The organism is Synechococcus sp. A15-28, from assembly GCF_014280175.1.
Taxonomy (GTDB): domain Bacteria; phylum Cyanobacteriota; class Cyanobacteriia; order PCC-6307; family Cyanobiaceae; genus Parasynechococcus.
The window spans coordinates 928726-954930 of record NZ_CP047931.1 but is presented as its reverse complement, the minus strand read 5'-3'; the positions used below and the strand labels follow the sequence as shown (position 1 = coordinate 954930).

Here is a 26205-nt window from a genome sequence, read left to right as displayed (position 1 = left end):
GATGCTTGCGATTGGCATCACCAAAACGGGAGACCAGGCAAGTGCCCTGATAGTGATAACCGGAGGATTAATATCTCTCGCCGCCCTAGTGAGTCGAGTTCCCGATCAAGAGCAAGAATGAAAAACGTCTTGGTCGCCATTCCCTTACTCTTGATTGCTAGTCCTTCGATGACGAGACCTCTAGCCCCCGATTCGTGTGCTTCTTACGCACAATCATTTCACAGCGTTGTGGATCAGATCAAAAGATTTAATGGCATGGCATTGACTTACCCAGGAGTCGAGGCAGAGCGCAATCGATTAAGATTTTATAACCAGATGAATAAGAAATTAGCACCCTTAATATCTTGTCTAGAAGATCACGAAAGCGAGATTTTGAAATATTACCAACAGGTTAAAGGCATGACAGATACTCAGATCAATAGTTTTCAATGAAAATAGATGACGATCTTTTTCAAGCACGGCAACCAGATTATGCCGCTGTGAATATCAATCCCTCCCAATAGGTATCACTAGGAACCATTCTTCATTATTTCTTTAGTAAAAGTCCTTTCGTAGTGGGGACTTTTATGGTTTTCAACCTCTTAGGTTCGATGCCCCAAAACCTACGTCCATGTCCCCCACTGACCTCTCATCGCTCAAGTGGGGCGACGACGGCGAATTGTCTTCTCAAGACACCTGGAACCTGGTCAACCGACTCACCAAGGTGGAGGATGAGACCAAGGCATCAAACCTGCTGCACCTCTCCTCAAAGCACTCTCATGGGGAGCACCGCAAGAAGCGGAGCACTCTGGAGTTTGCGCTTCCAACAGTGGCCGGTTGTTGAGGAGCCGGTCCCGCCTTAATCACAAACAGGCGACAGATGAACCGCGACTACATCGACTGGCTTACTTCAATGCTAAATAACCGTGGTGTCTGGGATCGGCAGATCAACGTCTGGATGTCGGGCTATGCGCCGCTACCCGAAGAGATCGACTTACAGCACTGCAAGGAAATGCAGCAGCGGTGTGTGGTGCGGGACTGCCCTGACGGCGTGCTGGGAAGGTTCTGGCGGTGTCTTCGGGGTAATCAGTGACCAGCGTGATCGCCTTCCTCAATGATTGACAGTGAGACTTTGGAGTGAGGCTGACGGAGCTTCAGCATCTCTTGGTACTCAGGGGCGTCGTAAGCGGCCTTGGCTAAAGCTAGAGATTCAAACTCGATGATCACGGTCAAGTGACCTGCGTCACCTTCACGAACATCGGTTTTGAGATCTCTGCAAAGAAAGCGAGCATTGAACTTCGCCAGGTAAGGCTCAACAGCTTGGAGGTAAGGACCCATCCCTTCTGGGTTAGTTACGGCGCCTGAGAGATTCCAGTAACCCTTAGCCATTGCTTGATAGAAAGAGGAAGTTGAGTATCTCATGGTTTTCCAGCCAAACATGTGTCGATGATGACTGCGTGACTGCCCTGACGGCGTGCTGGGAAGGTTCTGGCGGTGGTTGCGTGAGTGAGCTGGCTGAGGACAGCTAATGCCCAACGTGATCGAATTATTCTAAGCAGAGTCTTTGAATTACCTCAGCTCGATTTGACTGACTTCGACTTCACAGAGTTACAAGCGCATCCCGGCAACCGTGATTTCGAGAGAGTCAATGCCTTGGTCTGCATGGGCTGGAAAGGTACCGCGTCAGCAAAAGTCCAAGCAGAACCCACAGCGGAAGTCTTCATCGCAGAAGACAAGAGCTTTATTGAGTGCACTTGGACCGCAGGCTGGAGCCTGACCTCAGGTTCCTACGAGTTTTACGGCAACGGGGAGACTTACACCGGTGAAGAGGATGCTGCAGAGAAGTACGACACCAGCTCAGTGAATGGTGGTCTACAAGTTGCTGCGAGGGTTCTTGAGGAATTGATTGGAGCTGACCAAGAGGAGTCAGCGCAAAGGATTATTGCCGAGTTACTTGACGATTCCTAACGAAGGTGAAAAGTATTTAATTGCTTCTGTAGTAACTGCAGAAAGTATTTATCTGGTACCAATCATCCCGCCCTTCATTTTCTGGGTCTAGCTTGATCCCAAGCCTTTCAGCCGCTTCAGCATAAGTTTTAAACTGTTCAGCGCCCCACTTGGCGCAGATCTCCCTCTTCGACTGACAGGCAGTCAGCAGGGTGATCAGCGGCAGGAGGAGCACGAGCCTTCTCATGCGCTTAGCCGGCCTGCCTCGCTTGTTTTGACTTCAGCAATATTTCGGGCAACTTCGGCAGCCGACATACAAAGGACTTTCTTCCCACGTAGCCGCCGAAAGCATTTTTGGCGTTGTAGTCAAGCCGGTAAACGGTTTTGCGCGTGTCCTCGTGCATCAGTTCATAAGACATCATCTGCAGGCTTTCTGGATCTCGTAGCTGATCTTTGATCTTGGAAATGCAGCGTTCTCGATCGGTAGGAGACGAAGCGCAGCCGCCTATCAAGCCCAGAACTGCTGCCAATGAAATCCAAGACCAGATCATCGACGTTCTTGGTGAAGTGCTGACCCAAGAGCAGTCTGGCTTCACCCGCCTTAGGAGCCCAGCCCATCTGCCTTAGCCATCATTTGGGCATGACCAGACCACAGCGAATCGCCGTCACCGCATTTCTGTCGGCCTTATTTGTGCCGTCGATGTTCCTCCTGCCGGTCTGGTGCGTGAGGAGCGAAGGCATGAGGTCATTGCTCTGGGATCTGAGTTCCAGCGCGCCTCCATTGGTCACCACGGTGGTGGCTGGGGCCATCCCATTGATCCTGTTTGCCGTTCTGTGCTCGGTGTTTGCTTGGGTCGTCGCAAGGATCTGGCGCTGAAACCTCGCACAATTGGCCACAAAAACGGTACAAAGTTCCACAAACTGCCTGCTATGACTAGTCAATTCAAGGAACGGCGCCCCTTCACTTCCACCACAAGCAGACGTTCGTTCCTGTGAAGCACAAGATCGAGCTCACCCCAGCGGCAGCTCCAGTTGCGCTCCAGCAATTGCCAGCCCTTTCGCTCCAAAAGAAACGACACTCTGTTTTCTGCCCGAGCGCCGCGGTCTTGCGTCTCCATTGGCATCCCATCAGCAAAGTCGTTGAAGCATTCCCCCTTGCTCAAGACCATTAAGGTTTCGATGTCACTGGTGCTTCGGATGCGTTCCCGCCTGTTGTCTCTTGTTGGAGTTGCAGTCCTCGGACTGCTGCTTGTCCTGACTGCTCCCGCTCGAGTCAGTGCAGCCATGGACGTGGCCAAGCAGGTTCTGATCGGGGCGGACTATTCCGGTAAAGACCTGCGCGGCGCCACCTTCAACCTGAGCAACCTGCGCGAGGCGAATCTGTCCGGATCAGACCTGAGGGGGGCATCGCTCTACGGCGCCAAGCTTCAGGATGCAGACCTGAGTGGAACGGATCTTCGGGAGGCCACCCTGGATGCCTCGGTGATGACGGGCACCAACCTGTCCAACGCCGTTCTGGAAGGAGCCTTCGCCTTCAACACCCGCTTCGTGGACGTGATCATCAGCGGAGCTGATTTCACCGACGTTCCGATGCGGGGCGATCAACTCAAGAGTCTGTGTTCGGTCGCAGAAGGCACGAATCCGGTCACCGGACGGTCCACCCGGGACAGCCTCGGCTGCAGTTGATCCGATGAGTTTCGACCCCCGCAGCCTGGATCGCCTGCGCGAGCTCGGCCGGACGCTTCCCCAAGCGTTGCCAGAACCGAAACCGCCCGCGAGCCCGAAGGCACAGCAGGTGCGCCACAAGGTGGAAACCGAGGACAACCCTGAGGAATTGTTCCGCGAACTGATGAAGGTCAGTGAGGACGGAACGGTGCCGGAACACCTCATGGCCCGGCTGAAACAACTGGAGGCCAAGCGCAGCCCCCAGCCATCAACCGAAGGCAGCCGGTCAGGCCTGGCCCAGGAGCTTCCGCCGCTGCCGAAGGCAAGTTCCGGCAAAGGAAAGAACACGCGCCCAAAACCTGCCAAGGTCACACCTGGGAGTGAAGAGGAAAGTCTCTACGTGGCCTTTGGCCAGCTGCTGCTGGAGGACGACGAGGACAACCCTTGAACCCATCCCGTTGTCGCATCCTGGCCGTGGGCAAAGTCCGCCGCGGTTGGATTCAGGACGGCATCGCGCTCTACTGCAAACGTCTTCCCGGACTGGAGATCATCGAGATCCGAGACAGCACGCCCGACAAGGAAGCGGAGTCCATCCGCGCCAATCTCCGATCGGATGAGCATCTGATCGCCTTGATGGAAGAGGGGGTTGCTGTCGGATCCATCCCCTTCGCGCAACGTCTTGAGACGCTTGGCAATCAACGGCTCGCCTTCGTCATTGGTGGCGCCGATGGATTGACCCCGGCTCTCAAGCAGGGTGCCCAGTGGCAATTGAGCCTGTCGCCGATGACCTTCCCCCATGAGCTGGCCCGGTTAATGCTGATCGAGCAGTTGTTCCGCGCCCAGGCGATCCTGCAAGGAAGCCCCTACCACCGCGCCTGAGCCGATGCTGCACGTGGTCGACGACCTGCTTCCGACGGATCTGCTGGGGGCCCTGCGGCAGCTCTGCCTGGTTCATGGGGAGCTCAAGCAGATCCATCCCGGTGACGCCCTGTTCAGCTGGCGTGCTGACGATGGACGCACCATGCGCTCGATCCATGCTCCCGAGCAGCGACAGCTGATGGAGCGCTTCCTCACCGACCATTTACTGCCTGTCACCAATCCGTTCTGTACCCAGCGGGCTGGGGTGGAGTGGTGGTGCAACGTCAACAACGATCTCGACTGGCACATCGACAAGGACGAGATTGAAGGGCGGCGCAGCGGCGCCTATGTGCTGCCGTTGTTGTCCACAGTTTTCTATCCCCATGTGAGCTGCGTCGGTGGGGAGCTGCTGCTGGCGGACAACCCACCCATCCCCACAGGCCATACGGGTCCGTTGCCTCAGTTCCGTTCCGTGATCTCGATCCCCCCGGTGCGTAACCGCCTTGTGCTCTTCTCCCCCGGACTGCTGCACCGGATAAATGCTTTTGAAGGGGAGCGTTACTCCGTGGCCGTGAACATCTGGGCTCAGGAGCCCCTCACCACATCGGCGTCAGCGCCACCGGTTTGAACTTTTCGCTGGACACTCTCCAGGCCCTGGACGAGATCCGCTGCAGCGCCTTCAGACAGGTGGTTGTGTCACCACTGCTGAGCCAGCCGGCCTTAATCTGCGGCAGGTCCTCCGGCAGGCGCTCCATCGGCAACTCCACCAGCAGCAGGCTCGCCGCCGCCGCTGCCCTCTGAAGGGGACCTTCATCGCTGCGCTGCCACACCCGCAGCAGCAGATCCAGGGCCAGCTCCTTGCCGAGCGATCCCGGCGCCTCACCCTCTGCGACCACTTCAGTCTGGGACTTGCCGGCCAGTGGCATGGCGCGCTTGCCGCCTTGATCGAAGAGAGCCAGAGCAACCAGGTATGGAGCGTCAGCCATGCCGTTGGGATCGGAATCGTGCATCCTCCCGAAAACAGGACCTGAGCCGAGCCCCTCTCAAACGATCATCCAGTCCGTCCGCCACTCGCCGAGTCCCGGCAGCTCGATCAAACCATCGACGCGTTGATCCCCATCGTCATCAATGGCCAGGGTCACACCCTGAATTCTCCAGGTTTCCAGGCTGCCCTCCCCGTCATTCAGCACATCAGCCATCAAGACCATGGCCTGAATCTCCCCCGGTTGACCGGAGAACCCCTCCATTCCGACATCCCGACGGACGCCTGCGATCTTGAGGCGATCCCCCTGCTCTGGATTGAAGTCAACGATCGTGTCGGTGTGGGGTTGTTGACCGCGACGATCGCCCCGACGAAAGCGAAAGACATCGGCTCCTGCATCACCGGACAACAGGTCGTCTCCCCGTCCCCCGATCAGCACATCTCGTCCGCCCCAGCCCATCAGGACATCGTCTCCACGGCTGCCGATCAGCCGATTTCGACCGCGCTGGCCTTCCAGGACGCCCTGCTCCTTCAAACGCGCTTTCTTCGACTGGACCCGCTGGATGGCCCAACTTTTTGGGGGCTCCGGGCCTGCAGATCCGTCGCCGGTCTTACCGACCAGCTGAAGCGCCGACGCTGCCATCGGCTGATTGGCCAACTGCTCCACCAGATACGACTGGCGCCGTTCAAACCGTTGATAGGCATGCCAACGGGTGCTGCTGATTCCTCCGAGGACGGGATGGAGCCTGTAATCCCTGGTCTCGACGGTCAGAGCTGAAAATTCAGGGCTGAGATAAAACGCCTGTCCCAGGGCCGACGGCACAACCTCCGCCATCACGTTTGTTCGAGAAAACCTGAATTAACAAATTAACGGCGGCACGCCAGCACAGACCAGGCTGACTACAGTACAGATGTACTACCATGATGGCCTGTGAAGTTCCTGCACGGCCCGCTGCCCCTCCAGCATCGACGCTCGCGCCTAGCCCTCCCTCTGGCCGGTGAGCGGGTGGCCGCCGGCTTTCCCTCACCGGCCGATGACTACATGGAGGTGGGAATCGACCTCAACGAGCAGCTGATTCAGCATCCCACCAGCACGTTTTTTCTGCGCGTCAGCGGTGAATCCATGCTCGGAACCGGCATTCACCACGGCGATCTGCTGGTGGTGGACCGCAGCCTGGACCCACGGCCGGGGCGGGTGGTGGTGGCGGTGCTGGATGGGGAGTTCACCCTCAAACGCCTGACCCAGCACCAGGGCCGCCTGCGCCTGGAGGCTGCCAATCCCGCCTATCCGCCCCTGGAGCTGCATCGATGCGGTGACGTGCAGATCTGGGGGGTGGCCATCCACGTGATCCATCCGCTCTGACATGAGCCTTGCCACCGCCCTGATCGACGGCAACAACTTCTACGCCTCCTGCGAACAGAGCCTCGACCCCAGCCTGATCGGCAAACCCGTCGTGGTGCTGTCCAACAACGACGGCTGCATCGTGGCCCGCAGCGCTGAAGCCCGGGCCCTCGGCATTGCAATGGGGACTCCCTATTTCAAGGCTCGTCAGGAGCTGGAACGCCAGAACGTGGTGGTGCGCAGTTCCAACTACGCCCTGTACGCCGACATGAGCCAGCGGATGATGAGCCTGCTGGAGATCCACTGCGAAGAACTCGAGATCTATTCCATCGACGAAGCCTTCGGGCGCGTCCGTCGTCCGAAGCATGGTGACCTGCAGACCTGGGGCCGGTCCCTGCGGGCCCGGGTCCGACAGGAGCTGGGCCTGCCGATCGCCATCGGCCTGGGGGCCAGCAAAAGCCAGGCAAAACTGGCCAACCGCCTGGCCAAGCAGGTTCCCGCCCATGCCGGCATCTTCGATCTGGGCCACGGCACGGATCCCGATCGCTGGCTCGAGACCATCGCGATCGAGGACGTCTGGGGGATCGGCCGCAAACTGGCGCGCTGGTGCCGCTTGCGGGGGGTTTGCAACGCCCGCCTGCTGCGGGACATGCCCAGCGGTGAACTGCGGGCGAAGTGCGGCGTGGTGGGGTTGAGGCTGCAACGGGAGCTGCGCGGCCATGCCTGCCTGCCGCTGGCGCTGGCACCAGCCCCCAAACAGGAAACCTGCGTGAGCCGCAGCTTCAGCCGGCCGATCACGACACGGGAGGAACTGCGTCAGGCGGTGGCCACCTATGTGGTGCGCGCTGCAGAGAAGCTGCGCAAGCAACGCCAACGGGCTGCCGCCCTCACGGTGTACACCCGCACCAGCCCCTTCATCCCCGCCTTTTACAGCCAGGCCGCCAGCACCCGGCTGGATCTGCCCAGCAACGACACCAGCGTGCTACTGGAGGCAGCACTCCCCCTCGTGGACCGCATCTTCCGGCCACACCGGCAGCTGGCGAAGGCGGGGGTGCTGATGCAGCACCTGCAGGGAACAGAACTGCTCCAGTCCCATCTCCTGGTGCCGATGAGTGAGGAACAGCAACAACGACGGGAGCAGCTGATGCGGACGATTGACCAGCTCAATCGCCGCTATGGCCGAGGCACGGTGCAGTGGGCCGCCTGCGGAATCCACCCGAGCTGGATGATGCGACGGGAGCGGCTGGGGCGCACCGCCACCACCCGGCTGAGTGATATTCCGGTGGTGCACGCCGATCGCTGAGCAGGAAGCAGAGAACAGAGCTCTAAGCCTGCTGCAGCAACTGGATCACCTGATCGCGGCTGCTGAGCAGTAGCACCATCCGATCGCCATGGGCATTGAGTCCCGTCTGCTCCCGCACCAGATCGGTACTCGCCAGTGCAAGACCACCGGTTTCGACAAACAGAACCGGCAACGTGCCGTCATGGCCACGCATGCCCTGAAGATCAAGGGCTTGCCGCACGGCTCGCTGGGCTTTGTCGGTGCCAAGACGCTCGACGAAGGCGGGCCAGAGATGGTTCACGGGCGTAAGGGCCGCGAAATCGAGCTGAGCGTCCGACATCAGACCGGCAACAGCGCGATCGCCTCAGCAATCATCTGCGGCGACACTGCAATGGTCTCCAGCGGATCGGCATTGTCCAGATAGGCGTCAAAGGAAGGAAAGCGTTCAATCACTGGATCCGCCCCATCAGCGGCACAGGCCTCCACCCAGTCGCCGTCATCAGGTTTCACCACGACATAGGACTGGAGAGCTTCCTCCAGGTCGGCACCGTCGCCGATGCCCTCGCCGTGCCAGATCGCTTCGAAGAATTCAGACATCTCAGGCGGGGAACAGACGTTGGTTGCGGTTGGCGATCGCCACCAGCGACAGCATCACCGGCACCTCCACCAGCACGCCCACCACAGTGGCGAGGGCGGCGCCGGAATTCAAGCCGAACAGGCTGATGGCCACAGCCACCGCCAGTTCAAAAAAATTGGAGGCGCCGATCATGGCGCCGGGGGCTGCAACCGTGCGCGGTTGCCCCCAGAGACGCATCCACTGCGCCGTGAGCCAGAAGATCAAATAGGTCTGCAGGATCAGCGGAATCGCAATCAACACGATCGCCAGGGGATTGGACAGGATCGCCTGGGCCTGCACCATGAACAGCAACAGCACGGTGGCGATCAGCGCCGTGATCGACAGCGGTTTGAGCTGAGCCTCCAAGCGCTCGATCCGACCGGGAGACTTCAACAACACCCGCATCAACCAACCCGCCGCCAAGGGCACCACCACGAACAGGCCCACCGCCGTGATCATCGTGTCCCACGGCACCAGCACATCACTCACCCCCAGCAACAGTGCCGCAATCGGTGCAAAGGCGAACACCATGATCAGGTCGTTCACGGCCACCTGCACCAGGGTGTAGTTGGGATCCCCATCACTGAGGCGACTCCACACAAACACCATTGCGGTGCAGGGAGCCACCCCCAGCAGAATCATGCCGGCCACGTACTCCTGGCCCATGGCATCCGGGATCCAGGCCGCGAACACGCCACGGATGAACACCCAGGCCAAAGCCGTCATCGTGAGCGGCTTGATCAACCAGTTCACCGCCACGGTGATCAGCAGTCCGCGTGGTTGCTGGCGGATGCCGCCGATGGCGGAGAAGTCCACCGCCAGCATCATCGGGACAATCATCCCCCAGATGAGAACGGCGATGGGAAGGTTGATGCGGGCCACCTCCAGCGAGGCGATCCAGGCCGCCAGATCAGGCAGCAGGCCCCCCAGGACCACGCCCACCACAATTGCCAGAGCAATCCAAAGGGAGAGATAGCGCTCAAACAGGCCCATCACCGCGGGATCAGGTCAGAACCATCCTCCGCTCAAGGGGTTCAGGCCGACAAGGCATCAACCGTCTGGAAGCCGCCGCGACGTTGCTGATCGAGGTGCTGGATGTGCTTTCTCTCGGTGTAGTAGAGCTCCTGGTAGTGCAACGCATCACGGTTGAGCTGCTCGAAGAGCGTCTCGATGCGACCTTCCATATCCACGTCCTGCTGATCCTCCTGGTTCTCTTGAACCAAAACGGCAATGCAGGCTTCCAAAGTCTGCAGACGCTGCCCACCCCAGGCTTCGAGCAGATGGCGGCAGCGCTTGAAACTCTTCTGCCGCTCCAGCAGTGCCATGAGGCCTCGAAGCTGTTCGAGCGGTTCCGCCAGAGCGACACGCTCCAGTTCCCCCGGCTCCAGCAATGGCGTCAGCCGAGACAGCAGCGAACTGTTTTCCAACAGCAACTGGTCCGTGAGCAGACGGGGCAGATCAAGCCCGTCCAGACCATCCCCGTCATCCTCACCACAGCTGATGGCTTCCAGGCGACCAACTCCCAGGTTGGTCTCCTCAAGTTCCGTCAACGATGCCCACAGCAGCCGGTGATGGGGAATCGCGAAATCCTCCAGTTCCCGGTGCCGCAACTCCTGGCGGATCGTTCCCCTGTGTCGGGGGGCATGCAGATAAAGCCGCAGCAGATCAGCCTCACAGCGCTCCCGCTGACTGATGTCGCCAGGTTGGTCATGGCGGCTGGAGCGACCATGCCAACGCTGCCCCTTGACCTGTTGGCGCAGGTCCTCCTCCAGCTGCAGCGCCAGTCGGCCCTGGCCTCCACTAAGGCGTTCAGCAACGCGCTGGAGGTAGTGCGTGCGCACCGCCGACTGGGGCAGCTTGCCCAGCAGAGCCACGAGGGCCGAGACCGCCTGCTGGAATTGATCCGCTTTGGCCAGGTCGCGATCAGCGAGGGCCTGTTCGATCTGCCAGTCCAACCAGAGGGGCGCCTGGTCAAGCAGGGCCCGGTAATCCCCGGCGCCATGGTCCTTCAGGAACTCATCCGGGTCCTTGCCGGAGGGCAGATGCAGCACCCGCAGCTCAAGCTGGCCCTGCAGGGCCAGCTGCTCGACTTCACCGATGGCGCGGTTAGCAGCACGCACGCCAGCGCCGTCGGCGTCGAAGTTGAGAACGATGCGCTTGCCATCGGTGACGCGACAGAGCTGGGTGATCTGCTGGCTGCTGAGGGCCGTTCCAAGGGACGCCACCGCATTGGTGATCCCGGCTGCATGCAGAGCGATGACATCGAAGTAGCCCTCCACCACCACAGCGCGGTCCTGCTTGCGAATGGTGTTGGTGGCCTTGTCGAGACCGAAAAGATGCTTGCCTTTCTCGAAAACCTCCGTCTCTGGCGAATTCAGATACTTGGGCTCGCTGCCGTCCAAACTCCTGCCACCGAAACCGATCACACGGCCCTGACGGTCGTGAATCGGAACCATCACCCGATGGCGAAAACGGTCGTAGAAGCCGTTTCCACCTTTGCGGGGAACGACCAAACCAGCCGCCTCCAAGAGCTCAGGGGGGAGTCCTTCCACCTGCTGCAGATGCTTCAGCAGCCCGTCCCATTGATCGGGGGCATAGCCAAGGCCAAACGTCTCCTGGGTGGATGGTGAAAGGCCACGAGCTTCAGTGAGGTAAGCAAGGGCTGGCTCACCCACTGGACTGCGCAGCTGGCTGCGAAACCAACCAGCCGCCAGTGCCAGAGCACGTTGCAGCTTCTCTCGCCTGGAGAGTTGCTGCTTCAGCCGCTCCTGCTGAGGGCCGTCAACAGTCTCGACAGGCACCTGATAGCGCCGGGCCAGGTCAAGCACCACGTCGCTGAAACTCTGTCGCTGAAACTCCATCAGGAACTTGATGGAGTTGCCGCCGGCACCACAGGAGAAGCAGTAGTAGAACTGCTTGGCGGGAGACACCGTCATCGACGGCTTGCTGTCGTCGTGGAACGGACAGATGCCGACAAACTCCCGTCCCTTCTTCTTCAGAACAACGTGGTCACCCACCACATCAACAATGTCGGCCCGCTCCTTGACGGCGTCGATCGTGCGGGGGTGAAGACGGGCATTGACCATGGGGCCATTCTGCGAAGTCACAGGTCCGCGTCCACCCATCAGGAGCTAGAGCACACGCATGAATGAGCAGACCTTGGCTTGGTGGCAGCGCCAGGAGATCCAGGGGGCAAGGGCCCTGGTTCTGAGCTCATTGGCCTTCAGCCTGATGACGGTGTGCGTCAAGCAACTGGGGGGGCGAATCCCCGTCAGCGAGATCGTGCTGGTTCGATCGGTTGTGAGCATCGCCTTGACGGGAACAGCCATGGCGCTCGGAGGAATCAATCCCCTGGGCAGCAACCGACGCTTGCTGTTGCTGCGTGGCATTTGCGGGAGCATTGCTCTCCTCTGCTTCTTCGAAGCGATCACCTCGCTACCACTGGCGTCCGCAACGGTTCTGCAGTACACGTACCCAACCTTTACAGCGGGTGCAGCCTGGCTGTTGCTTGGGGAGCGATTGCGTCGTCGCATCGGCATCGCCGTGGTGCTGGGTTGGATCGGCGTGGTGATGGTGATCCAGCCGGAATGGCTTGGTGCGGGCCAAATCGGACTGGCAACACAACCCGTGATGGCAGCCCTGGGCGGAGCCCTGTTTACGGCCCTGGCTTACGTGTGCGTCCGCCGTTTATCCACCAAGGAACACCCGTTGGTGATCATTCTCTATTTCCCACTCGTGTCAATTCCCTTGACGCTGCCGATGGTGATTCAAAACGGAGTCTGGCCAGTGGGACTGGACTGGCTCTGGTTACTCGGAGTCGGTGTCTTGACCCAACTTGGCCAGATCTGGGTCACCAAGGGGCTGAGCTGCCTGCCGGCGGCGAGGGCGACATCGTTGAACTACGTGCAGGTGGTGTTTGCAGCGAGCTGGGGCTGGATCTGGTTAAACGAATCGATCACCGCATTCACATGCATGGGTGCAGCGTTGGTGCTGAGCGCCTCGTTCATCAGCCTCTCCAGCCGTCAGACCTGATCAACTTGCGGGCAAGCCGAGGGGATAGAGCAACCAACGCTGGGCCTCATCACCATCGCTGGTGACAGGTCTGGCCAGATTCCAGCCCTCACCACGCGAACCACGCTGAAGGTAAAGATCAAAAGTACTGTCTACGCGAACACTATCTCGAGGCAATTGCCAATCAAAACTTCCTTCCAGATGAACGAAACGCTCTCCATCAACCTGCAGAGCTTCTTGATGGTCAACGCGAACACGACTGACATCTGGTGCAGAAGCTAATGGCTCTAAGTCCAGACTCTGGGCAATGGAGACTTGAGTCGTGAGGATTTGAGACTGCAAAGCCTCGATGACAATGGCACGCGGTGGTTCATTGCGCACAGAGCAAGCCGTCAACAGACAGACCGTCAGCAAAGAAATAAAGAATTTGCTAAGGATTTCAACCAATTCAACAATGCCTGGCAGGAGCTTCATCAGCCTCCTTCCAATGAGGGAGCTTCACCATCCTGACTGAGAAGTGAAAAGGATGATCCAGACTTCGAAGAAGATTCTGTCGAAGTAGAACGTCCTGAGGAGATAACAGAGATGGCCATAGCCAAAACACCTGTCGTCGCAGCACGTGGAAGAGTAAGAATCGGATCAATCGCAAGAAGAAGAACAAGCACAGGTGGAACAGGAAGCTGGAAGTATGCAAGAGCGACTCCGATGGTGGGGACAGTCGCAACGCCCGTCAAACCTGCTGCTGATATTCCAGTAACCGCACCTAGAACGAGGATTTCGAAAAACCGCACAGGAGTTATGCCTACTTCATAAAGATTCAAAGCGAACATGATCGCAATGACATTGTACGTGACATTGCCTAGGCGAGCGATTAACAAACTCAGCGAGGCTGACGCTTCAACCTCAGACTCGTCCCTCCCAATTCCGATTAATGTTTCATACATCAAGGGATAGGCAGTCATGCTGCTCCCGGTCGAAAGACTGAGCAGAAATACCGAGTCGATGGGATTAGACGAGAGCGAGTCACGCTCGCTCGTGGATGTAAATCTCCGAAAAACAAGGCGTGAAATCCCGAGCGATGCTATAGCTGTCAAAAATACACAGATCGTGAAATTCAACAAGGCGACAACAATCTCAGCATTTATGGTTGACACCGCGCCTGATATCAAACAGATCAGAACAAGAGGAGCAAGATTGAGAACAATATTCAATACCTGAACAGATGTAGAATTGACGCTTCTCAATACTGAAATCAAAGGGTCAGTTAAAGAAGGCTTGAGCTTTGACATTGCAATACCAGCCAAAACCGAACCACTAATCACTCGTAGCGTCTGGCCTTGTGACGCATCAGCGAGGATATTACTTGGAACAATCTTCGCAATCCAAAAATCACTCGCAGCTTCCGAATCAACCAGAGCAGATCCGATACGTATATCAGTAATGTCAAGCATAAACCGACCAATTGACAATTTACCTTCTGGCGACAACACACCTGGCGACTGATAGATCGAGAGAAGAATGGCTAGCAAAGCAGCCAAGAGGATTGTCAACGACAGAGATATCAAGAAACGACCAGAGAAGCGAACCCTACTAAGTCGTGATCGGTTATTCGCACTAAATATATTACAAATCGAGATCATCACCGCCGACAAGACCAAAGGAATGGCCGGGAAAGCAATAAGTTGAACCATCGCCAGACCAGCTTCATTCAAAGCTGATGCATAGGATGGCGGAATAATGCGACCAAAGACAATCGAAAAAGGAAGAATATAGAAGAAAAAGTTTCGCGGCTTACGCAGTACAGGAAGAATAGAGAAAAGCCGATGAAAAAAACTATTAGAGGTTGAGAAGGACATGACTAAAGGAAGAAATTAATTAATTGATGGCTGGTAGTAAGACTGAAAATCATCAAGAATTCGCTGATCAGTTTTTACCTCTCCCCATTCACGACGAATGAATGTATTCAGAAAGTCCGAGAAAGCAATATGCCCAGCTTCCGAGAGGTATATAGATTTACGGTCAATAGTGTCATCAAAGAGAACTGGAACGAAATCCAACGACAAATCAGGATTTTTATATACAATTGGCTTGATTTCGGTCGCATCACGATAGATCGCATCAATAGTTGACATGTTTGTTTTGGGATCTACATCAAACAGAGCTTTTTTAGCTTCATCCCAGCTGGAGAAACCAACGAACTCACAATTAGGGAAATTGACCCTTGCCTCTGTCTCCCAAGTAGAGTTCGAGATCGAACCAATACGTATTTGCGAACTTTTAAGGGCGCTGCCAAATTCAGGATCGTCAGGATCAACCTTTAAGGAAGAAATGAATTTGCGATTCGCAAGTAGAGCGTGGCGGAAGCTGAGGTATTGAATTGGGAATGCATCATACAAACGGTTATAAGTGAGCCCAAGCTTGCCGATTGCCAGATCAAAATCGCCAGCTCCAACCCTTTTCACAAGAGAATTAAAGCTCTCAGATGTCCGATCAAATTCGACATTAACTCCTAACTTGCCCGCCAATTGCCGCGCCAACTCTACATCGTAACCCGACAGTTTGTCAGTCTTTGGGTCAATATAATAAGCGGGGGGAGTATTATAAGGTGGCAAGCCAACCTTTAGAAAACCGCGCTGCTGAATATCATTGATAAAACTATTTTCAGCAGCTTCGACGTTCAAAGGAAAAGTAAAGCCAAGAGAAAATATTATTCCAATTAAAAGGACAAATGCAAATCTAGTAACTCTTGCCACCGCTTTTTTCAAGGTAATGTACTAACTCATGATAGGCGGAAAGTAGGGGAATGACCATGGATCAAACAAACACGAAAAGCACGTCTAAAGACTTTCCTGAACATCAAGTAATGTGTCTGAGCGGAGCCCAAATCGCAGGGACTGAACAGACATCAAGTCTGACAAAGCCAAATTCCCTAGGTTAACCGAAGCCCCGTATCGCTTGATCAAGAAAGTCTGCACCGATTTGATAGGAGCTTCGAAAAGAAGAGAATCCACAGGAACTACTTTTGTGATCGAGTCAATCATCACAGCATTAACATCACCGCTTGTCGAAACATAACCAGATCGTCCAGACTCCCGAGATTCCAAAATCACCAAGGAAGCTCCTGCATTGGCAGATAATTCGCAATGAGAAAGCCATTGTGAAGAAGTAAGAGCCAAGGAAGGATGTGCAGACTTACGTCCGACCTCACTCATCACAAAAAAATCAGTCACTAAAGACTTAATATATGATGCATATAAAGCATCCTCAATGTCAATCGTTCCTCGACTTAATTCCACGCATTTAAGCCCAAAGCTAGAGACAGTATCAATAAAATGGTTGAAACTATGGTGGTGAATCATATATTCAAAAAAGGTACCTCCGAGCATAGGAACAATATCGAACTCATCACACAATTGCTTCTTCAACTTAAACTCAGGATCAATCAATGCACTTCCCCAGCCAAATTTAATGAAGTCTATGAATTGCGAATAGGATGATATATATGCTTCGAATATCTTATAGGGTGTGCCAACGTCAAGCACGTGATTAAGGGAATGGTCTCGAGTAGATCTTTGATCATTCTGAAACACAGCTAATTCAGAGTCAGACCTTTGCATTTTGCATCAGACTGGAGCTCATTAAATTTTGAATTTGCTTCAAGAATATTTGCCGTCAACAATGCCACACATACAATCCCTATGATACCGAATGCAATGGCAAGAATTTTTCCGAGCGAAGTCGTAGGTGTAACATCGCCATATCCAATAGTTGTCATCGTGACAATAGAGAACCAAAAAGCTCGTACAATCGAACCGAAGTGTTCAGCATCATTTGTTCTCTCCAACAAATAAATACAAAATGCCATTATATAGGTCACCATTGAGAGCAAGACAAGCGGGAAAAAAGTATACGCAGGTGAATCAAGAACGATAAATCCGACGCGCTTGATGACAGATTGAAAACTAGAAAAGTACATTGACAAAAGCGCCTTGAAAACATATGTAAAAATTACTACAAAAGAATCATTATCAAATAAGTCTGTCAATAGTAAAAACACAAGAGCAAAATCAATTAAAGCAAACCTTGAAAATAGTATGGCAAAAAGGTTTTTCAGGCCGTAATCAGATCTAGACCAAGAGTTTGCAATTTTACCAATATAATCACATACAAAAAAAATCTCAATGAGCTCAAGGGCAAAATCAAGGAATATATCGCCAGTCTTGCTGTGAGCAGTTGGTTCAGTTGTTAAAGCAATTTGCGCAAACAGTAGTATAATAACAAAGTTTAGAAATAGTGAATAACTACGGCCAGGCATACGGCCTAGGTAATCACCGAAGTACCAGTCATCCGACTCTCTATAGGCCATCACTAGAGAACCCCTCTCTTAACAATGAAAAGACGCAATATAGACCAAGAACCTATAGTAACCTTCAATGCAGCAATGATGTTAAGAGCTGGAATATAAATTGTTGGAGGTATTGATGCAAACACAGAATCAGATACAAGGAAAGAACTGAAGGTAAATAAGGCGACAAGAATGAATAGAACAACGGCTATTTTCTCAACAGCAGGGGCGTTGGCTCCGAAGTAGAAGGCTTCCACTGTCTGAATGCGCCCTGTAATCATAAGGAGTGTAATTGATGTAGCACCGGCAACACCAGAGGCAAATCCACCACCAGGCGTCAAATGCCCTTTAACGGCAAGATCGATGGCAAGGAAGCAGCTCAAAAGTGCCGCAAAGTCCAACAAAAGACGAATAACTTGGTCATCAATTCCCACGAACTGCTCTTCAGCGTCTTCGTCGTGAAGAAGTATCTTCACACCTAAACCAGCAATCGTAAATACAGTGACCTCACCGATCGTATCGAAGAGCCTTGTCCCAAGAATGACTGAAGTTACAACGTTAGGAATCTGCGTATAGTCAGATAAGTATTGAACAATCTGTTCAGTATCGCGAGCTATGGAGTCATCTCGCGTAAATAGGATCATAGCCATCACTGCTGTAATAGCAGCAAGGTAAAGAGCAGATTTTGCTACTTCAGTTGTGAACCTGAATCGACGAAGATTGGATAGGATTGTCATGAGAACGCCTCCTTCAGTTGAAAGAGTGCAGTATTTTGCTTGTATGCAGTAGTTTGACAAATATCGTCTAACAAAGTTTTAACTTCAACATAGAATGTTGTTCTACACATCAGTGTATGTGGGGAGCCAGATAGTTTTGATGAGGAGAGGAACTGAAAGTTGTGTTCCATTGATTCAGTCATATCCTCCTCTTGATAAACAACTTTAAGATGGAGTTCGTCAAAAATTAATTTGAGTGAGTCTTTTAACGCAGTATCAGGAGGGGAACTTCGGTCAACGATTATAACGACTGTATAGCAGGAACGTATCGTGACAATATAAATCAATGATGAGAGGAGAGTGCCAACCATGACCTCTGTTAGAGCAACATCTGGAGCACCAATAAGTGCATAAATAAGAGCGGCAATGCTTCCGAGAAATGAGCGATATATTAAACTATTAATAGGCGACTCGGACTGAATCAGCAACAGTCCCAGAACAGGAAGAAGAAGCTCAAATGGAAAGAGCAGTAGCGTTCGAAGGTATTCAGTCATGATTAACGATCAGAAGTATTGCCAAGGATGTAGCTGAGAACAGTATTCCACAGTGAAAGAGAAATAGCTGTTACCAGGAACAGAGGCCAGTATTGAGGTGCCCTCAACAATAAAGCGGAAATAATGAGAAGTGAACCAACGCTGTCAGCGACAGTAAGAGTATGTAATTTATAAAAGATTGAATGTTGTCGATTTAAAATAGGCAAAGTTCCCCAGAGCCAGAAAACAAGACCAATAAAGACAATAGAAGTAGAAGTATTTTCTAACATGTTAAATTTTCATTTCCAAAAGGGAAAGAATCAACATTCCTGCATCCCCAACAATAAGAATGAAAGCTCCAATACAACCAATCATCCAATCACCACGAAAGATGCCCGCTGTGATAATGATTAAAGCTAATTTACTTCCGAAACTAGAGGCATATGCGATTCTTTCAGGGGTATCTCTTGTGCGTGAAATAGCAATGACAGGAACCATGCTTATAACTAGCATGCCGTAAATAACTGCATACTCAACAACGCTCACTGGAACGGCTTGTATCGTAGTCATGCTTGATCACCTCCTTCTGAGTTGACCTCAGTAGAATTAACGACAAGATGCACTCTCCAGGAGTCCACATCCTTACGGCGTGTGACCAATGACATTGGAGTAAATGTTATACGGAACAAGTCAAGAAACTCGGCATACTTGGAACCTCTTCGAGCGCGATCGCTCACCTTTTCCTCTACAAATGAGTCGCAAGGTTCAGAGATGAACATTAATTGAATGCTTTCCTTTAACATATCGATTGGCAATCTCAAAGTCAATAGTATTTCTGGGATGAGGACATTAAGCTGAAGCTTTCTGAAGTCACCAAATGGAATTAAAATGCATATAAGAAGGCCAAATAGAATGTTTTTAGGGTCGAGGTTTGATGTGACAAGGCACCAGCACGTCAGCCGGAAAATCAAAACAAGGCACAGTCTTAGAAAATTTGCCATCAGATTTTTAAATACAGGAGATTGGCCAGCAAAAGAGCTGCGACGAGAAAAGGCGCTCCCACGAGATCCAAAGTCCTCGTAACAGGTTTGACGAATTCATCAGCTTGGATTCCAACCACGGAGACAAAAAGAATTCCACCAAGAATTGCAGAAGTGATTGCAGAACTTATCGAAGAAGCGTAATAAATGTCTGTTTGAGTAAAGGAATAAGCAATTAAAAGCGAAAAGGAGAATATCAAAATCCAAAGTCTGGGCGTAGAGAGAATATCAATAACATTACGACTAATGTGTTGGAGATTAATTATTGATTTCGTTCCATAATTTTTGATGTAATGAGATGTTCTATCGTAAATCAGACGTGCGTAAACTGTCGATGTTAATAATGCTGCAGTAGTGTAAATAATTTTGGCTTCATATGGTAAGTCACTTTTGACCCAGTTTTTTGTGACAAAGCCAGTTAAGAAGGGAAAACCCATAATTGATAAACTGGCAATGACAAACACTAAAACCCGGAGAAACTCCTCTATCGGTGGATGCTTCGTAGACAACTGATGACCGTGATGTCCAAGTGCGCTGTGAGAGTTATGGGGTAATTGACTGCTTGAATTTGTGTGTAACGTCGAAAATAGAAGGGCTTTGCAAATCCCATGCTGCATCGCATAAATACACGCATAGGTCGGTGACAAAATTGCAATTCCGAGTTGTGATACAGAACTCCAGCCTAGAGCGCGACCACTCTCACGTTCAAAAACTGCATAAATTGCAGCAACCACGGCACTAATGACACCAATAACCACCATGGAATCTCCAATTGGTGCGAGAGTTTGACTCATCCGTGCAATTGGAGCTATTCCAGCACAGGTCACACATCCAGACAGGATTGCTGAAGATTGGCAATTGGCATGGGAGTAAATATTAGGAACCCAAAGCCCGCAAAGAAAAACACCAGATTTTGTGAGTAGGCCTGCAACAATCAAACAAAGTGCTGTTTCAGGAGCACGCACAAGGTCAGCAATAAGAAAGGTGCCGGTATAGGTAAATGCCTGCACAACTCCAACCAAATAAATCAGCATGGCCAATCCGCCACCGATTAAATACTGAAAAGAATTGAACAAAGATTTTTTATCATTACGATCAGCAATGAGCAGGAATGCTGCAAATCCAACCAGCTCTAATGCAATAAACATGCTGACCAGATCAACAGTACTAAATGAAATTAGTAAAGCCGTAAAAAGAACTAAGCAGACTTGGTAAAAGTAATGAGAAAATTTCTTGTAGAAAAGGCCGAAAGAAATCAGGAGTGTGACGGAACTCCCAAATACCAAGGGAAAGGTGTATTGGTCAATTGAAAACTGAATTCCACCATCGCCGATCAGGGTGAATGCGTAAGAGAAATCAGAATTAATTGAATTTACTGCGAGAGCTGCGTAAGAAAGCAGCATTGCAATACTTATCGGAAAAACTATCCTTGGAGAAATGCAACCTAAAAAGCCTAGGGCTGCTGGCAAAAAAATTAAAGCCGGGAAAAGAATGCTTAATTCCATCATTTCTCCAGATTTTTGTATCGCAGTAATGGCGAGCTACGCCCTAGGCGAAGGGCAATCGAACACAAAAGTGCTTGGGCAGCAAAACCAATCACAATTGCGGTCAAAATAATGGCTTGCGGGTATGGATCCGAATAGGAGCTGTAGCGAAAATCAGAAACAATTGGTGTTTGAGACCCGGCCGACGCGGCAATTAGAACAAAAATACTAATTGTTGCTGTATCGATCACATCAAGCGAAAAGAGCGACCGCAGAATCGATTTCGAAGTCAGCAGACCAAAGCAGCCGATCACAATCAGCACCACCATGGGTATTAATCTTAATTTTTCAGGAGTTAATACCATTAAGATTCTTTTTCGTATGAATCATAGTCCTGGTTTATTAGACGTCAAGCATTGACTACAGACTGTTAATCCCATCTTCGCGAGGCAACCCTTAAGATTTAGCCATAGACAGTTAGCCATGATCGGCTGGTTACGGGGAAGTATCAAGCACCGTTTTCAACGAGGCAGTCGCAGCTTTGCGCTAATTGTCACGGGGGGAATCGGCTACGAAGTGCAACTGATTCAACGGGACTGGAGCGCCCTCATCACTGAGAGGGATTACGAGCGATGGGTTCATCAAGTGGTGAGCGCTGAGAGCCTTCAACTCTTCGGATTTGCATCCATCGCGGAGCGGGATCTCTTCCGTGACATCATCGGGGTGAGCGGTGTTGGACCACAGGCCGCACTGGCCCTCCTTGATGCCCTCGAACTGGAAGAGCTGCTGAGGGCATTAGTCCAGTCCGACATCAAATCCCTTTGTCGTGCCCAGGGGGTGGGAAAACGCACCGCGGAGCGCATGGCACTCGAACTGCGCTCAAAACTGGAGGACAGAGTTGACTTTGGGAATGGTCAGCCCTCAGAGGTCCATCCCGCTTCTCAGGAGCTGATCCCCACATTGGAGACCCTCGGCTACGAAACCGAAGAAATCCACTCCGCTCTCAAACGGCTCAACGACAGGGGAGGCCCACCGGGTGGAGACGACGACGCCTGGCTGAGGGCCTGTATCCAACTGATGTCGGAGTGAGGGCCCCTTGACCGGGTAAAATAGTTGTTTGCACTGACAGGGCTGCACCCCGCGCATGTCGCTTGATACCACCGAGAAGCAACAGCTGATCAACACCCACCAGACCCACGGCACCGACACGGGTTCCGCTGAGGTCCAGGTCGCCATGCTGAGCGAGCGGATCAACCGCCTCAGCAGCCACCTTCAGAACAACATCCACGACTTCTCTTCACGCCAGGGGCTGCTGAAGATGATTGGACGCCGCAAGCGCCTGCTGAGCTACATGCGCAACAAGAACGAACAACGGTACACAGAAATCATCGCCAAACTGGGCATCCGCGGCTAAGCAAGCGCACCATGCCTGAGGACCGACAGTCACTGCCCTTTGAACCCAAGGGGGCCAGGAAAGTGGGGTCCAGTAGCGGAGCTAGTGATCCAGCCATCCGTCAGGAAGCCATTCCGCGATATGTCGCTGACCGGATGGCCCGGCGCGTGGCCGTCTTCACCGGTTTACCGACCGTCGCAGGCATGGGTGTGTTTGTCGGGAGCTATCTGCTGATCACCAAGGGAGTTGCAGACATCGCACCGGGTCTTACGCTCGCAGGGTCCGGTTTTTTCTTCCTGCTCGGGCTCGTGGGTCTCAGCTTCGGAGTGCTGAGTTCAAGCTGGGATCCACAGCCCGGTTCATTGCTGGGTCTGGAGAATCTGACACCCAACGTTCAAAGGATGCGCCAGTCGATCAAAGCTCAGAAGCAGCAAAGCAAGACCGACTGAATCAACCGAGCACCATTGGCTCCGAACTCCGGGCATTGAAGGCCTGGGCTGATAACGCTTGCAGAGCTGCATCAGCATCTTTGACGCAGAACTGAGAACCCAGCCGGACGTAGCGAACTGATTGACTATCGCGGACCGCTGCAATAACGGGCACCTTGACGCCCAGCTCCTCCCGGTCCGGTCGGTATTGGTTCAGACATTCCCTCAACTTGTGCTGAATGGCGATGTCACTGGCTTGCTGAGAGGAAAGCTCCACCAGAAGCACGGTTAAATTATCAATGGCCCGGCAGTCGTCAATGATCAACTGAACGCGATCGTCCCGTCGATCCACGCCGGCCCACACCAACAGACGGGCTTCGGTCATCAGATGGTCCGCCAGTCGGGCATAACTCTTGGGAAAAACCACTGCTTCGCAGCTGCCGGAAAGGTCTTCCAGCTGAAGAATCGCCATCCGATCCCCTTTGCGGGTGGTGACCTGACGCAACTCGGTGATCATCGTGACTGCACTGACCTTGGTCTTGTCCGGTTGCTCCTCAAGGGCTCCTAAGCCAATGGGTGCAAGGAGGCGGGCACTGGGTGTGAGCTGCTTCAGCGGATGGTCCGAAAGGTAGAAGCCGAGCAACTCCTTTTCCAGCTTCAGCTTCTCTGCGGGACCGTAATCAGCCACGGGAGCAGCCTTCGGGGCGAGGCTGAGATCAGAGGCACCATCCGAATCGTCCGGAGCTGCCATCAGGTCGAACAGATTGCCCTGACCGCTATCTCGATCCTTGGCCCTTGACGAGGCCCAGTCGAGGAGAAGATCGAGATCAGCCATCAATTGAGCCCGGTTGGCGGAAGGCTCCATGGAATCCAAAGCGCCGCAATGGATCAGAGACTCCAGCCCGCGGCGGTTGAGCACCGACGAAGGGACCCGATCGCAGAGATCAGGAAGCGATCGGAAGGGACCATCGCTGTTCCGTGAACGAATCAACTGACGAATGGCACCATCGCCGAGATTTCGAACGGCGGACAGACCAAACAGAATGCGATCGCCGTTGGGGGTGAAATCCGTCAGGGAGGCATTGACATCAGGGGGCATGACTTCGATGCCCATGGCATTGCAATTCGCGATGTAGCGCTGCACCTTGTCGGCCGCACCGGCATTGACCGTGAGCAAAGCAGCCATGTAGGCCACAGGATAATGCGCCTTGAGGTATGCGGTTTGGTAGGTCACGGCGCCATAGGCCGTGGAATGACTCTTGTTGAAGCAGTACTCAGCAAAGAGCACCATCTGATCAAACAATTCGTCGGCAACCTTGTCATCAACACCGCGCTCTGATGCACCCTTCACGAAGATGCCACGGTGCTTCTGCATTTCCGACACCTTCTTCTTACCCATAGCCCGGCGCAACAGATCCGCCTGCCCCAGTGAATATCCCGCAAGATCCTGCGCGATGCGCATGATCTGTTCCTGGTAAACCATGATTCCGTAAGTTTCACTCAGAATCGGTTCCAGAATCGCGTGAGCGAAGTCAATCGCTTCGCGGCCATGTTTACGATTGATGAATTTTGGGATCAAACCTGCATCAAGAGGGCCGGGTCTGTACAGGGCAAGAATTGATGAAATATCTTCCAGGGATGACGGCTTGAGGTCACGAACAATCTGGCGCATACCGCTCGACTCCAGCTGGAAAATCCCTTCGAGATCACCCCGAGCAAGCAGAGAAAACGTTTCCTCATCTTCCGGAGGAAGTTTATCGGGATCAATGCGGTTGCCGCTGCTGACTTCCACCAACTCCAGGGTTTTCTCAATCATCGTGAGGTTCTTCAACCCCAGGAAATCCATCTTCAGCAACCCCATGGATTCCACATCTTCCATGAAGTACTGCGTGATCACCTGACCATCGTTGTTGCGCTGCAATGGCACCAATTCATCCAACGGATCAGCAGCGATCACAACACCGGCGGCATGCACACCGAAGGTTTTGTTGGTCCCCTCGATTCGCATCGCCATATCCACCCAGCGCTTGACCACCGGATCGGATTCATATTTTTCTCGGAATTCCGGCGTTGGTGACTCCTCGCCGATCATGGCCTTCAACTTGGCGGGTTTTCCGCGGACAACCGGGATCAACTTCGCCAGACGGTCGGCATCGCCATAGGGAATATCCAGCACCCGGGCCACATCCTTCAGCACTGCTTTGGACGTCATCCGGTTGAACGTGATGATCTGCGCCACCTTGTCGTCGCCGTAGCGTTCGGTGACGTAGTCGATCACTTCACCACGGCGTTCAATGCAGAAGTCGGTGTCGATATCAGGCATCGACTTCCGTTCCGGATTGAGGAAACGCTCGAACAGAAGACCGTTCGTCACCGGATCAATGTTGGTGATTCCGAGGGCGTAAGCCACAAGGGATCCCGCCGCCGAACCACGACCGGGTCCGACAGGAATTTTTTGTTCGCGGGCGAAACGGATGTAGTCCCACACCACGAGGAAATAGGTCGGGAACCCCATCTGTTCCATGATCTTCAACTCATGGGCCATTCGCTCGGCATAGTCCGCCGGTATGGACGCATCAGGTGCCAGATCCTGTCGGACCCGCAAGCCAAGCTCTGTGACCTCACGGAGATAGGTGACGGCGGTGTGTCCCTCTGGAATGGGGAACCGAGGCATCTGGTAGTGCCCCAGGATGTCGTAGTCCTCCACTTTTTCGGCAACAGCCACCGTATTGGCGATGGCTTGACGCACCACATCAGGCTCCAAATGATCCACGAAGAGTCGGTTCATCTCCTCTTCGGTCTTGATGTATTCCGTGCCGGTGTATCGCAACCGCTTCTCGTCGCTGATCAGTTTGCCCGTGAGCACGCAAAGCAAGGCGTCATGGGCCTCCACATCCTGCTTGCTGAGGTAATGAGCATCGTTGGTGGCCACCAACTGAATGCCAAGTTCCTGGGCAATGCGAACCAGTTCGACATTGACGATCCGGTCTTCAGGAGAGCCGTGATCCTGGATTTCAAGGTAGAAGTCTTCGCCGAAGACCTCCTGATACCAAAGGGCCACCGTACGAGCCACATCCGGCCGTCCCCGCAGGATTGCCTGCGGCAATTCACCACCCAAACAGGCGGTGGAGATGATCAACCCCTCGCTGTACTTTTTGAGGAGGTGCTTATCGATGCAGGCGCGCGAAAAAATTCCCCGTCCGCGCATACCGCGCAGATGGCTGATGCTTGTCAGCTTGACCAGATTGCGATATCCGACGGCATTCTTTGCGAGAACGACGAGGTGATATCGCTTTTCTTTCTTGGGTTGAGGGTCATCAATGGAACCATTGATGACATACATCTCATTGCCGATGATCGGCTTGAGTTCTGAACCCTTACAAAGTTTCAGCAGTTCAATCGCTCCATACATCACCCCGTGATCGGTCAGAGCGATGGCAGGCATGCCCAGTTCCTTGGCACGCTCCACCATTGCCGGCAGCTGCGAAGCACCATCGAGCAGGCTGTAGTCGCTGTGGTTGTGAAGCGGAACGAATGCCATGCCCCCAGCCTAGGACCTAACGCAAGATCAAGCGTGAGGCCGA

General features: G+C 53.4%; 35 protein-coding genes. 14 read left to right on the top strand and 21 right to left on the bottom strand.

The window, feature by feature from the left end; translation table 11 throughout:
* Positions 1-610: 610 nt before the first annotated feature.
* Both SynA1528_RS05180 and SynA1528_RS05175 read left to right on the top strand, forming a co-directional pair.
* Positions 611-823, top strand: a complete 213-nt coding sequence (locus SynA1528_RS05180) for a DUF8633 family putative protein (RefSeq protein ID WP_186586303.1) — start codon at positions 611-613, stop codon at positions 821-823.
* 36 nt (positions 824-859) lie between these two features.
* Complete coding sequence (locus SynA1528_RS05175; protein ID WP_186588002.1) at positions 860-1072, top strand: hypothetical protein; 213 nt, start codon at positions 860-862, stop codon at positions 1070-1072.
* Here SynA1528_RS05175 and SynA1528_RS05170 read toward each other — a convergent pair.
* A complete protein-coding gene (locus tag SynA1528_RS05170) occupies positions 1066-1368 on the bottom strand; it encodes a DUF1330 domain-containing protein (protein ID WP_186588292.1) in 303 nt (100 codons plus the stop codon). The two genes, SynA1528_RS05175 and SynA1528_RS05170, sit on opposite strands and share 7 nt — an antisense overlap.
* Before the next feature lie 195 nt (positions 1369-1563).
* On the opposite strand from SynA1528_RS05170, the gene SynA1528_RS05165 reads away from it, so the two are divergent.
* Positions 1564-1947 carry a hypothetical protein gene (locus SynA1528_RS05165; protein ID WP_186588001.1) on the top strand — a complete coding sequence of 128 codons (384 nt, stop codon included), beginning with the start codon at positions 1564-1566 and terminating at the stop codon, positions 1945-1947.
* A gap of 230 nt (positions 1948-2177) precedes the next feature.
* Here SynA1528_RS05165 and SynA1528_RS05160 read toward each other — a convergent pair whose 3' ends face one another.
* Positions 2178-2477 (bottom strand): hypothetical protein, encoded by a 300-nt coding sequence (locus SynA1528_RS05160; RefSeq protein WP_186588000.1) that lies wholly within the window; start codon positions 2475-2477, stop codon positions 2178-2180.
* 89 nt (positions 2478-2566) lie between these two features.
* Between SynA1528_RS05160 and SynA1528_RS05155 the strand changes: the two genes are divergently transcribed.
* Positions 2567-2803, top strand: a complete 237-nt coding sequence (locus tag SynA1528_RS05155) for a hypothetical protein (protein WP_186587999.1) — start codon at positions 2567-2569, stop codon at positions 2801-2803.
* A 61-nt stretch (positions 2804-2864) separates the two neighbouring features.
* Here the strand turns inward: SynA1528_RS05155 and SynA1528_RS05150 are convergent, their stop codons facing one another.
* Positions 2865-3044: a YraN family protein gene (locus SynA1528_RS05150; RefSeq protein WP_502707731.1), complete on the bottom strand. Its 180-nt coding sequence runs from the start codon at positions 3042-3044 to the stop codon at positions 2865-2867.
* Positions 3045-3123: 79 nt separating this feature from the next.
* Here SynA1528_RS05150 and SynA1528_RS05145 point away from each other — a divergent pair, with 79 nt between their 5' ends.
* Genes SynA1528_RS05145 through SynA1528_RS05130 form a run of 4 tightly spaced genes read left to right on the top strand, consistent with a single transcriptional unit; the run spans position 3124 to position 5077 of the window.
* On the top strand, positions 3124-3612 hold the full coding sequence (locus SynA1528_RS05145; protein WP_186588291.1) for a pentapeptide repeat-containing protein: 489 nt from the start codon (positions 3124-3126) through the stop codon (positions 3610-3612).
* Between the two features lie 4 nt (positions 3613-3616).
* Entirely contained in the window at positions 3617-4039 is a 423-nt protein-coding gene (locus tag SynA1528_RS05140; RefSeq protein ID WP_186587997.1) for a hypothetical protein, read from the top strand.
* Entirely contained in the window at positions 4036-4470 is a 435-nt protein-coding gene (locus tag SynA1528_RS05135) for a 23S rRNA (pseudouridine(1915)-N(3))-methyltransferase RlmH (RefSeq protein ID WP_186587996.1), read from the top strand. Before SynA1528_RS05140 ends, SynA1528_RS05135 begins: the two co-directional genes overlap by 4 nt.
* Before the next feature lie 4 nt (positions 4471-4474).
* Positions 4475-5077 carry a 2OG-Fe(II) oxygenase gene (locus tag SynA1528_RS05130; protein ID WP_186587995.1) on the top strand — a complete coding sequence of 201 codons (603 nt, stop codon included), beginning with the start codon at positions 4475-4477 and terminating at the stop codon, positions 5075-5077.
* Here the strand turns inward: SynA1528_RS05130 and SynA1528_RS05125 are convergent.
* Both SynA1528_RS05125 and SynA1528_RS05120 read right to left on the bottom strand, forming a co-directional pair.
* A complete protein-coding gene (locus SynA1528_RS05125; protein ID WP_186588290.1) occupies positions 5046-5435 on the bottom strand; it encodes a DUF8680 family protein in 390 nt (129 codons plus the stop codon). The two genes, SynA1528_RS05130 and SynA1528_RS05125, sit on opposite strands and share 32 nt — an antisense overlap.
* Positions 5436-5492: 57 nt before the next feature.
* Positions 5493-6266 carry a calcium-binding protein gene (locus tag SynA1528_RS05120; RefSeq protein ID WP_186587994.1) on the bottom strand — a complete coding sequence of 258 codons (774 nt, stop codon included), beginning with the start codon at positions 6264-6266 and terminating at the stop codon, positions 5493-5495.
* Between the two features lie 96 nt (positions 6267-6362).
* On the opposite strand from SynA1528_RS05120, the gene SynA1528_RS05115 reads away from it, so the two are divergent.
* Together SynA1528_RS05115 and SynA1528_RS05110 are read left to right on the top strand one after the other, a co-directional pair.
* The gene (locus SynA1528_RS05115) at positions 6363-6794 is read left to right on the top strand and encodes a LexA family protein (RefSeq protein WP_186587993.1); all 432 of its coding nucleotides are present in this window, start codon (positions 6363-6365) and stop codon (positions 6792-6794) included.
* Position 6795: 1 nt separating this feature from the next.
* Positions 6796-8076 (top strand): Y-family DNA polymerase, encoded by a 1281-nt coding sequence (locus tag SynA1528_RS05110; protein ID WP_186587992.1) that lies wholly within the window; start codon positions 6796-6798, stop codon positions 8074-8076.
* 22 nt (positions 8077-8098) lie between these two features.
* Here SynA1528_RS05110 and SynA1528_RS05105 read toward each other — a convergent pair whose 3' ends face one another.
* From SynA1528_RS05105 to dnaG, 4 genes are read right to left on the bottom strand one after another with little or no spacing between them, the layout of a single operon-like run.
* Positions 8099-8395, bottom strand: coding sequence for a hypothetical protein (locus tag SynA1528_RS05105; protein WP_011127906.1), 297 nt, complete (start codon positions 8393-8395; stop codon positions 8099-8101).
* The gene (locus SynA1528_RS05100; protein WP_186587991.1) at positions 8395-8652 is read right to left on the bottom strand and encodes a hypothetical protein; all 258 of its coding nucleotides are present in this window, start codon (positions 8650-8652) and stop codon (positions 8395-8397) included. Before SynA1528_RS05100 ends, SynA1528_RS05105 begins: the two co-directional genes overlap by 1 nt.
* A gap of 1 nt (position 8653) precedes the next feature.
* Positions 8654-9664, bottom strand: a complete 1011-nt coding sequence (arsB, locus tag SynA1528_RS05095; protein ID WP_186587990.1) for an ACR3 family arsenite efflux transporter — start codon at positions 9662-9664, stop codon at positions 8654-8656.
* A gap of 41 nt (positions 9665-9705) precedes the next feature.
* A complete protein-coding gene (dnaG, locus tag SynA1528_RS05090; protein ID WP_186587989.1) occupies positions 9706-11757 on the bottom strand; it encodes a DNA primase in 2052 nt (683 codons plus the stop codon).
* A gap of 58 nt (positions 11758-11815) precedes the next feature.
* On the opposite strand from dnaG, the gene SynA1528_RS05085 reads away from it, so the two are divergent.
* Positions 11816-12703 carry a DMT family transporter gene (locus SynA1528_RS05085; protein WP_186587988.1) on the top strand — a complete coding sequence of 296 codons (888 nt, stop codon included), beginning with the start codon at positions 11816-11818 and terminating at the stop codon, positions 12701-12703.
* Here the strand turns inward: SynA1528_RS05085 and SynA1528_RS05080 are convergent, their stop codons facing one another.
* The 11 genes from SynA1528_RS05080 to SynA1528_RS05030 all read right to left on the bottom strand — a co-directional run bounded on the left by SynA1528_RS05080 (position 12704) and on the right by SynA1528_RS05030 (position 21129).
* A complete protein-coding gene (locus tag SynA1528_RS05080; RefSeq protein WP_186587987.1) occupies positions 12704-13156 on the bottom strand; it encodes a hypothetical protein in 453 nt (150 codons plus the stop codon).
* Positions 13156-14538 carry a cation:dicarboxylate symporter family transporter gene (locus SynA1528_RS05075; RefSeq protein WP_186587986.1) on the bottom strand — a complete coding sequence of 461 codons (1383 nt, stop codon included), beginning with the start codon at positions 14536-14538 and terminating at the stop codon, positions 13156-13158. Before SynA1528_RS05075 ends, SynA1528_RS05080 begins: the two co-directional genes overlap by 1 nt.
* A 15-nt stretch (positions 14539-14553) precedes the next feature.
* Complete coding sequence (locus SynA1528_RS05070; RefSeq protein ID WP_186587985.1) at positions 14554-15447, bottom strand: substrate-binding periplasmic protein; 894 nt, start codon at positions 15445-15447, stop codon at positions 14554-14556.
* 72 nt (positions 15448-15519) lie between these two features.
* The gene (locus SynA1528_RS05065) at positions 15520-16299 is read right to left on the bottom strand and encodes a phosphosulfolactate synthase (RefSeq protein WP_286187911.1); all 780 of its coding nucleotides are present in this window, start codon (positions 16297-16299) and stop codon (positions 15520-15522) included.
* Positions 16275-17048 (bottom strand): potassium channel family protein, encoded by a 774-nt coding sequence (locus SynA1528_RS05060; RefSeq protein ID WP_186587983.1) that lies wholly within the window; start codon positions 17046-17048, stop codon positions 16275-16277. Before SynA1528_RS05060 ends, SynA1528_RS05065 begins: the two co-directional genes overlap by 25 nt.
* A gap of 2 nt (positions 17049-17050) precedes the next feature.
* Positions 17051-17764, bottom strand: a complete 714-nt coding sequence (locus tag SynA1528_RS05055) for a Na(+)/H(+) antiporter subunit B (RefSeq protein ID WP_186587982.1) — start codon at positions 17762-17764, stop codon at positions 17051-17053.
* On the bottom strand, positions 17761-18297 hold the full coding sequence (locus tag SynA1528_RS05050) for a hydrogenase subunit MbhD domain-containing protein (RefSeq protein ID WP_186587981.1): 537 nt from the start codon (positions 18295-18297) through the stop codon (positions 17761-17763). The genes SynA1528_RS05055 and SynA1528_RS05050 overlap by 4 nt, the downstream gene beginning before the upstream one ends.
* 2 nt (positions 18298-18299) lie before the next feature.
* Positions 18300-18566, bottom strand: coding sequence for a monovalent cation/H(+) antiporter subunit G (locus SynA1528_RS05045; protein WP_186587980.1), 267 nt, complete (start codon positions 18564-18566; stop codon positions 18300-18302).
* Position 18567: 1 nt separating this feature from the next.
* Positions 18568-18822 (bottom strand): hypothetical protein, encoded by a 255-nt coding sequence (locus tag SynA1528_RS05040; RefSeq protein WP_186587979.1) that lies wholly within the window; start codon positions 18820-18822, stop codon positions 18568-18570.
* A gap of 454 nt (positions 18823-19276) precedes the next feature.
* Positions 19277-20821, bottom strand: a complete 1545-nt coding sequence (locus SynA1528_RS05035; protein ID WP_186587978.1) for a proton-conducting transporter transmembrane domain-containing protein — start codon at positions 20819-20821, stop codon at positions 19277-19279.
* A complete protein-coding gene (locus tag SynA1528_RS05030; protein ID WP_186587977.1) occupies positions 20821-21129 on the bottom strand; it encodes a cation:proton antiporter subunit C in 309 nt (102 codons plus the stop codon). The genes SynA1528_RS05035 and SynA1528_RS05030 overlap by 1 nt, the downstream gene beginning before the upstream one ends.
* Positions 21130-21283: 154 nt before the next feature.
* Between SynA1528_RS05030 and ruvA the strand changes: the two genes are divergently transcribed.
* From ruvA to SynA1528_RS05015, 3 genes are read left to right on the top strand one after another with little or no spacing between them, the layout of a single operon-like run.
* Entirely contained in the window at positions 21284-21889 is a 606-nt protein-coding gene (gene ruvA, locus SynA1528_RS05025) for a Holliday junction branch migration protein RuvA (protein ID WP_186587976.1), read from the top strand.
* Between the two features lie 55 nt (positions 21890-21944).
* Positions 21945-22214: a 30S ribosomal protein S15 gene (gene rpsO, locus SynA1528_RS05020; RefSeq protein WP_186587975.1), complete on the top strand. Its 270-nt coding sequence runs from the start codon at positions 21945-21947 to the stop codon at positions 22212-22214.
* Positions 22215-22225: 11 nt separating this feature from the next.
* Positions 22226-22642 carry a PAM68 family protein gene (locus SynA1528_RS05015; protein WP_186587974.1) on the top strand — a complete coding sequence of 139 codons (417 nt, stop codon included), beginning with the start codon at positions 22226-22228 and terminating at the stop codon, positions 22640-22642.
* Between the two features lies 1 nt (position 22643).
* On the opposite strand, the gene SynA1528_RS05010 is transcribed toward SynA1528_RS05015, so the two are convergent.
* Positions 22644-26162, bottom strand: a complete 3519-nt coding sequence (locus SynA1528_RS05010) for a DNA polymerase III subunit alpha (protein ID WP_186587973.1) — start codon at positions 26160-26162, stop codon at positions 22644-22646.
* Between the last annotated feature and the right edge of the window lie 43 nt (positions 26163-26205).